This window comes from Lysinibacillus sp. BF-4, from assembly GCF_000743635.1.
GTDB lineage: Bacteria > Bacillota > Bacilli > Bacillales_A > Planococcaceae > Metalysinibacillus > Metalysinibacillus saudimassiliensis.
The window spans coordinates 41,552-48,483 of record NZ_JPUW01000016.1; the positions used below are offsets into that span (position 1 = coordinate 41,552).

The window sequence follows — 6,932 nt, forward strand, 5'->3', positions numbered from 1 at the left end:
TTATGCTTCGTTTTACCGTAAAAAAGCAAAAAAAACAGCCACAAAATTTGTGGCTGTCACAATTAATTTTCGTTTTCAGTATAGGCTTGGATAATTTTTGCGACCATTGGGTGACGTACAACATCGCCTTGCTCTAACGTTTGAATATGAATGTCCTCTACGCCTTGTAAAATACGTTCAGCAGCAATTAAGCCGGACTGTGTATTACGCGGCAAGTCAATTTGGGTTTTATCACCTGTTACAACCATTTTTGAGCCAAAGCCTAGACGTGTTAAAAACATTTTCATTTGTGGGTGCGTAGTATTTTGTGCCTCGTCTAAAATAACAAAAGCATCGTCTAGCGTACGTCCACGCATATAAGCCAGTGGTGCAATCTCAATCGTACCACGCTCAATTAAGCGATCTGTTTGTTCAGCTCCGTACATATCATGCAGTGCATCATATAAGGGGCGCAAGTAAGGATCGACCTTTTCTTTTAAATCGCCTGGTAAAAAGCCCAGTGACTCACCCGCTTCGACGGCAGGTCGTGTTAAAATAATTTTCTTTACTTGCCCTGTACGCAATGCCTGCGTTGCCATCACTACAGCTAGATAGGTTTTACCCGTACCTGCTGGCCCAATGCCAAATACAAGGTCTCTATGGCGAATGGCGCGTATATACTCACGCTGTCCAATCGTTTTTGCACGGATTGGCTTCCCTTTCGCGCTACGCGCAATCTCCTCATCATACAATGAGGCAAAGAAGTCTAGCGTGCCTTTATGCTCCATCTCAATGGCTGAGGCCACGTCGCGCATATCAATATTGCTATTTTTACGAATGACCTGCAGTAAGGCATTGAGTACATCAGTCGCACGCGTTTTATCTGCTTCTTCACCAGTTAGCTGAATGCTCTCGCCACGCGTAATAATGTGTACATTAAATGCTTCTTCTATCATTTTAATGTTGGCATCTGCCATGCCCAGTAACATAATTGCTTCATTTGGGTTTTCGACTTGCAGTGTCGTTGCTTTATCTTCTGTCATTCACTAATCCCCTTACTACAGATTTTATACAAGTTAACTGTATCACTCTACTCGCTATCTGTAAAAGGTTTTACCGTACTATTCATATAACTCTGTTAGTTTTGTAGCACGCTCTCGCATACGATTACGTAAATGTTCTGGCGCTAGCACTTCAATATGCTCACCTTGACTAAGTAACCACATTTCAATACCGCGTAAATAAACTTCCGCTTCAATAATCACAGCGTTTTCTTCATGCCTTATAATGCGCCCTGTTGGCAGTCGGTCTAGCACGGCCTCTGGCGAAGGGCCACTAAAACGAATCTTAATTGTTGCGAGCTCACCTGTATGCATAAAGTGAATGCGTTGTTGAAAGCTACTTTCTTCAAAGCGCTGTGACTCTGAGCGCTCAAAGTGATGTTTAATATGCAAATGCTCGATACGATCAATACGATACGCTATAGGGTGCGGGCGCTCTGGCTTATTGCTCTCCGCAATTACATAAAAATAAAACTCTGAAAAGACAACGCCTAATGGCTCAATATGATAAGCCTTTGCCTCTGGTTCATGCTCTTTTTTATACATTAACATTACCGCTTGCTTAGCGCGGCTTGCCTCGGCTAATTCGTGTACCTTAGCCATGACGGAGCTCTTATGCGTGAGCTCAACATAATAATGCATCTCGTTACTAACATAAGCCTCTAACATACGCTGACGCTCACGTGGCAAATGATGATACATTTTCTGCGTAATCCCTTTAATTTCATTTTTTAAAAACGCACGTGACTCGACTAATATTTTGGTCGTCGCTAGTATCTCCTGCTCTGTTAATACATCTACCACATCTAAATCTAACAAATAGCCGCTCTTAGCCTTGCTATACACAAGATGATAAGGCGAGTATTCTTCACCAAAAATAATGCGCAGCTCTTCAATATCTCGTTGCACAGTTTTTAAGCTGACATCAAATTGTTCTGCCATCTCCTGCTTACGTAAAACATTGCCGTTTTTCAACTCGTTGTACATCCATGTTACTCGCTGCGTCTTGCTTTTATAATTCACCGTCATCACCTACCATTTATATATATTTTTAGTATAACAAGGGTAGCGGTCAGTATATGTCCATCCATAAAAAAAACAGCCAGCAAACACGAGTTTTCGTGTTGCTGACTGTAATTAACGGTGTTTTTTACGTGATTTGGGCTGTCCAAGTACTTCAGACATAATAACTGCCTGTATCAAATCTCGATTTTTAGTTGATTTACGCACGACTTCAATAGGCTTGACCGTGGTATCTACTACCGACGATTTTTCCATTCGCTCTTGCATTGACTCCCTAACACGCGTAATTGGTTCAATTACAGGCTCTAGTTTTGGCTCGAGGATTGGCGCTGGTTTAGATTGTACCGGTGCTTTTGCCTCTACCTCGCCTAAAATCTCGCGCGCAAACTCCTCAAATGTTGGTCGTTTTGTTTCAGTAGGAAACAATGGCGACGGCATCTCGACTTTGCGTGCTTGCGTTACTGGCTTAGCCTCAGGTTGTGTTACAGGCGGTGCATGCTTCACTGTGGTTGGTTTTGGCGATTGTTGCTCTTTTTTCTTAGACTTATCAATAATCGCACTGACAACCGCAGCGATAATTAAGAAAATTAACGGTTCCATGCGGTGTCACTCCTTTGATTACTCTTGGTCGTCATGCTTATCAAGCTTTGCACCTTTAGCGATTGACTCGCGCATTGATGTATCTGCTTGAATATTATTATAGTTAATAAAGTCCATCACGCCTAAATTACCTTTACGTAATGCTTCAGACATCGCAAATGGTACTTCTGCTTCTGCTTCAACTACTTTTGCTTTCATTTCCTGTACTTTAGCGATCATTTCTTGCTCTTTTGCTACCGCCATTGCACGACGCTCTTCAGCTTTCGCTTGCGCAATGTTTTTATCAGCCTGTGCTTGCTCAATTTGTAGCTCAGCACCGATGTTTTTACCGATATCAACGTCTGCAATATCAATTGATAGGATTTCGAAAGCTGTACCTGAATCTAAACCTTTTGCAAGTACGGTTTGTGAAATCATATCTGGGTTTTCTAATACTTGTGTGTGGCTTACTGAAGAACCAATTGTTGATACGATACCTTCACCAACACGGGCAACGATTGTTTCTTCACCCGCACCACCAACAAGACGCTCGATGTTAGCACGCACTGTAATACGTGCTTTCGCTTTTACTTCGATACCGTTCATCGCAACACCTGCGATAAATGGTGTTTCGATTACTTTAGGGTTTACAGACATTTGTACAGCTTCTAGTACATCACGACCTGCTAAGTCGATAGCTGCACAGCGTTCAAATGTTAACTCAATATTAGCACGGTGTGCTGCGATTAACGCATTGACTACGCGGTCAACATTACCACCTGCTAAGTAGTGACTTTCTAACTGATTAATTGTTACAGGTAAACCCGCCTTATGTGCTTTAATTAATGGGTTTACGATACGTGATGGAATTACACGACGTAAGCGCATACCAATTAATGTAAAAATACTTACTTTAACACCTGCTGCTAATGCTGAAATCCATAGCGCGACAGGTACGAATGTAAAGAATACCGCAAGTACAATTAAAACGACTACGATACCAATACCTAAACCAATAGTTGATAAATCCATTCGTTATGCCTCCTTAGTTTTTCTCACGACAATACGCGAGCCTTCTACTTTAATCACTTCTACAAGTTCATTCGCATCCACATAGGCACCTTCACTTACAACATCTAAGCGCTCATCTTGAATGTTCACAACACCTGCTGGGCGAAGTGGTGTTTCTGTTTTGCCGATACGACCGATTAAATCAATGCGATTGACATTAGACACATAACCGTCTTCTGTTGTGGTCGCATCCTTCAATACGAGACGATTGAGCATGGATAATTTTTTACCGAAGACTTTCATAATAACCACCATCCCTATTATTGCGACGATGCCTGCAACTACAATCGACAACATCATATGTGTTACATCTTCACCTGCTGTCAAAAGACTCGCAATAACCATCACTGTACCTATCATACCAATAATTCCACCAGGTATGAAAAATTCTGCACCAATTAGAGCAATCCCTAACACAAGTAACAGAAGTGATTCGTAGCCTGCAAACCCTGCGACTAAATGCCCAAAGAAAAATAAGCCAATTGCCGTAACGCCCATAGTACCTGGTACACCAAAGCCTGGTGAATATAACTCAAGCACCAATCCTAAGCTCGCAATAGAAAGCAAGATCGGTACAATGACGGGATTGGTAATAAAGCGTGCTACATTTTCAAAAAAGGTTGGCGTTACTTCGATAATCTCACGTCCATCTAGCTTTGTAGCCTTTAGCACATCACCTAATGTGGCCATTGTGCCTTGTGAATACCCTACCTCTAGCGCCTCAGACGGTGATAATGTCAGTAGTTCACCTTTAGGTGCGCCGTATTTCGGCAAATGCATCGTTGCATCCGCCATAGCCATCGCGTACTTAGGATTACGCCCTGACGACTCAGCTGCTGCCTTCATTTGTTTTAACCACGCACTTTGCGCCTTTTTATCAGCTGCATTACCTGACTGATCAATAACAGCTGCCGCTCCCATTGTCGCATTAGGCGCCATATAAATCTCATCCGCATGTAACGCTAAAAACGCACCTGCTGATAACGCATCTTTATTAATATACGCAATCGTACGAATATCCGTACGCTCCATTAACATCGCAATTTGACCTGCTGCAGATGTAAAGCCACCTGGCGTATTAATATCTAAAATGATGGCATCCGCTTGATTTTCCTCTGCTTCTTTAAATGCACGCTGTAAAAAAGCATAAAGCCCCTTTTCCACTTCCTCATGGATGGGAATATGATAAACACCATTCGCTGTGTACGTTGCAGCACTCGCAACTGTCATCAGCGCTGGTACAAATAATACTGTACTTAACATAAGCGCCACTAACAACCTCGCCAAACGTTTCACCTTCAAACCAATTTCCTCCCTTCATGTAAGCCTTTACTCTATTCTACGACACAAAAAATAAAAAGTTTCAAAAAATTTAAAAGTTGAGAAAGCGTAGTCTGCTTTATAACATATTTTAGAGGAGCATTATTTAGTGTGTATGACTTATAGCACTACTTAGCGCTAATCGACTAGCTAAAGCCTACGAAAATGCAAAATGCCTAGCACGAGAAAACTCGTACTAGGCATATCAATTGTCTGTTCAGTAAAATCAAATTGCGTGTTGAATAACGTGCGGGATTGAGTAAAGAACTAAATTACCACTTACGTTTACGTGCAGCTTCTGATTTCTTTTTACGTTTAATACTTGGCTTTTCGTAAAACTCGCGCTTTCTAACTTCCTGAATTGTACCACTTTTTGATACAGTACGTTTGAAGCGGCGAAGAGCATCTTCAAGCGATTCGTTTTTGCGAACTACAGTTTTTGACATCTCTCTTTCCCTCCCTCCGAACACACATCAACACAAACATACAAATTCATGTACGCTGTGTACTAGAAAATTATATCGTAATACTCGTTTTTGGTCAACAATTAATAATTATCTTTCGATGTTTTATCATTCATAATCGCTACGCCTGAGCTTGCGCCAATACGCGTTGCCCCAGCAGCTACCATTGTTTCTAAATCTGCCTTGTTGCGCACACCGCCAGAAGCCTTTACACCAAGCGCTTCACCAACTGTTTTACGCATCAATGCGACGTCCTCTTTTGTTGCGCCACCTGTCGAAAATCCAGTCGATGTTTTCACAAATGTAGCGCCTGCTTTTTTGCTTAATTCACATGCGCGCACCTTTTCTTCGTCTGTTAATAGGCAAGCCTCAATAATAACTTTCACTAATGTACCATTGGCTGCTTCAACTACGGCTTTAATATCCGCTTCTACAAGCGCATCATCTTGGTCTTTTAATGCTGCAATATTGATTACCATATCAATTTCAGTTGCACCGTTTGCAATCGCATCTTTTGTTTCAAATGCTTTTACAGCTGATGTCGTAGCACCTAATGGGAAGCCAATCACTGTACATACCGCTACGTCTGTTCCTTTTAGCGCCTCCGCACAGTAATTTACCCATGTTGGGTTAACACATACTGATGCAAAGTTATATTGCTTTGCTTCATCACAAATTTTGGCTACTTGCTCACGAGTTGCATCCGCCTTTAATAATGTATGGTCGATTAATTTTGCATAATTTGTTGTCATACCAAAAAACTCCTCAATATTTTATAGTTGTCCGTACCTCTTAACTATACCATAGTTGAATCACCAAATCCCAATACAAAAATCCCACTAACAGTAGGTTTAGATAGTGAGTTGCTAAATATGATAGTGCGTTTGTACATCATACACGCTTGAGCCATCTGCCGCTGCATAACGTATTGTAATTTGCGGTGTAGTAATACCACGATATAGTTGATAGTAAAAGGCATCAATCAGCAAGGTAGGTTCAATGATTGCTGTTAATAAATCTGCTTTATAATTGGCTTTCTTCATATAGAAAGTGAACACTGTCAACTCATCTTCAAAAATCACATTGCTATAAGCCATGACCTCTGGCAATTGTTGCGCCTGTACTGCGTCATAAAAGGTATAGCTTATTTGCTTAAACTCCTCTAATGCCTGTCGTCGATCTTTTTCTGTCATTACTAAACAAAGCTGCTCTTGTTGAATGGCATAGCGCTTAATACGCAAAGGATCATAATTACGAAAGCTATGAATATCGCCCACAACACCATTTGGTATTTTAACCTCGCATAACTCCCTCTCCATTACCCTAGGAGCCCCCTTCATATTTCAATATTTACTTACTTTCCCCTACTTTTATTAAAGGTAAACCTTTTTAATCACTATCTTTTTGTAAAATTCGTTCAATTGCATTAAAAAAG

8 protein-coding genes are annotated in these 6,932 nt (G+C 41.2%); all 8 read right to left on the reverse strand.

All coding sequences use genetic code 11. From position 1 onward, the window contains the following. Positions 1-62: 62 nt before the first annotated feature. Positions 63-1,022: a PhoH family protein gene (locus CH76_RS07200; protein WP_036144726.1), complete on the reverse strand. Its 960-nt coding sequence runs from the start codon at positions 1,020-1,022 to the stop codon at positions 63-65. A gap of 78 nt (positions 1,023-1,100) precedes the next feature. Then, positions 1,101-2,063: a YafY family protein gene (locus tag CH76_RS07205; protein WP_051910268.1), complete on the reverse strand. Its 963-nt coding sequence runs from the start codon at positions 2,061-2,063 to the stop codon at positions 1,101-1,103. 114 nt (positions 2,064-2,177) lie between these two features. Beyond that, complete coding sequence (locus CH76_RS07210; protein WP_036144729.1) at positions 2,178-2,663, reverse strand: hypothetical protein; 486 nt, start codon at positions 2,661-2,663, stop codon at positions 2,178-2,180. 18 nt (positions 2,664-2,681) lie between these two features. Next, the gene (floA, locus tag CH76_RS07215) at positions 2,682-3,674 is read right to left on the reverse strand and encodes a flotillin-like protein FloA (RefSeq protein WP_036144731.1); all 993 of its coding nucleotides are present in this window, start codon (positions 3,672-3,674) and stop codon (positions 2,682-2,684) included. A gap of 3 nt (positions 3,675-3,677) precedes the next feature. Beyond that, entirely contained in the window at positions 3,678-4,976 is a 1,299-nt protein-coding gene (locus tag CH76_RS07220) for a nodulation protein NfeD (RefSeq protein WP_036144748.1), read from the reverse strand. Between the two features lie 329 nt (positions 4,977-5,305). Then, entirely contained in the window at positions 5,306-5,479 is a 174-nt protein-coding gene (gene rpsU, locus CH76_RS07225) for a 30S ribosomal protein S21 (RefSeq protein ID WP_036144734.1), read from the reverse strand. Positions 5,480-5,580: 101 nt separating this feature from the next. Beyond that, positions 5,581-6,249 carry a deoxyribose-phosphate aldolase gene (deoC, locus tag CH76_RS07230; RefSeq protein WP_036144736.1) on the reverse strand — a complete coding sequence of 223 codons (669 nt, stop codon included), beginning with the start codon at positions 6,247-6,249 and terminating at the stop codon, positions 5,581-5,583. 114 nt (positions 6,250-6,363) lie between these two features. Further along, positions 6,364-6,816: a hypothetical protein gene (locus tag CH76_RS07235; protein WP_036144739.1), complete on the reverse strand. Its 453-nt coding sequence runs from the start codon at positions 6,814-6,816 to the stop codon at positions 6,364-6,366. Positions 6,817-6,932 lie beyond the last annotated feature (116 nt).

What these genes read in the sequence shown, in the direction of transcription:
- CH76_RS07200 (WP_036144726.1), bottom strand. Translation starts at nt 1,022, where the DNA reads ATGACAGAAGATAAAGCAACGACACTGCAAGTCGAAAACCCAAATGAA.
- CH76_RS07210 (WP_036144729.1), bottom strand. Translation starts at nt 2,663, where the DNA reads ATGGAACCGTTAATTTTCTTAATTATCGCTGCGGTTGTCAGTGCGATT.
- floA (WP_036144731.1), bottom strand. Translation starts at nt 3,674, where the DNA reads ATGGATTTATCAACTATTGGTTTAGGTATTGGTATCGTAGTCGTTTTA.
- CH76_RS07220 (WP_036144748.1), bottom strand. Translation starts at nt 4,976, where the DNA reads ATGTTAAGTACAGTATTATTTGTACCAGCGCTGATGACAGTTGCGAGT.
- rpsU (WP_036144734.1), bottom strand. Translation starts at nt 5,479, where the DNA reads ATGTCAAAAACTGTAGTTCGCAAAAACGAATCGCTTGAAGATGCTCTT.
- deoC (WP_036144736.1), bottom strand. Translation starts at nt 6,249, where the DNA reads ATGACAACAAATTATGCAAAATTAATCGACCATACATTATTAAAGGCG.
- CH76_RS07235 (WP_036144739.1), bottom strand. Translation starts at nt 6,816, where the DNA reads ATGGAGAGGGAGTTATGCGAGGTTAAAATACCAAATGGTGTTGTGGGC.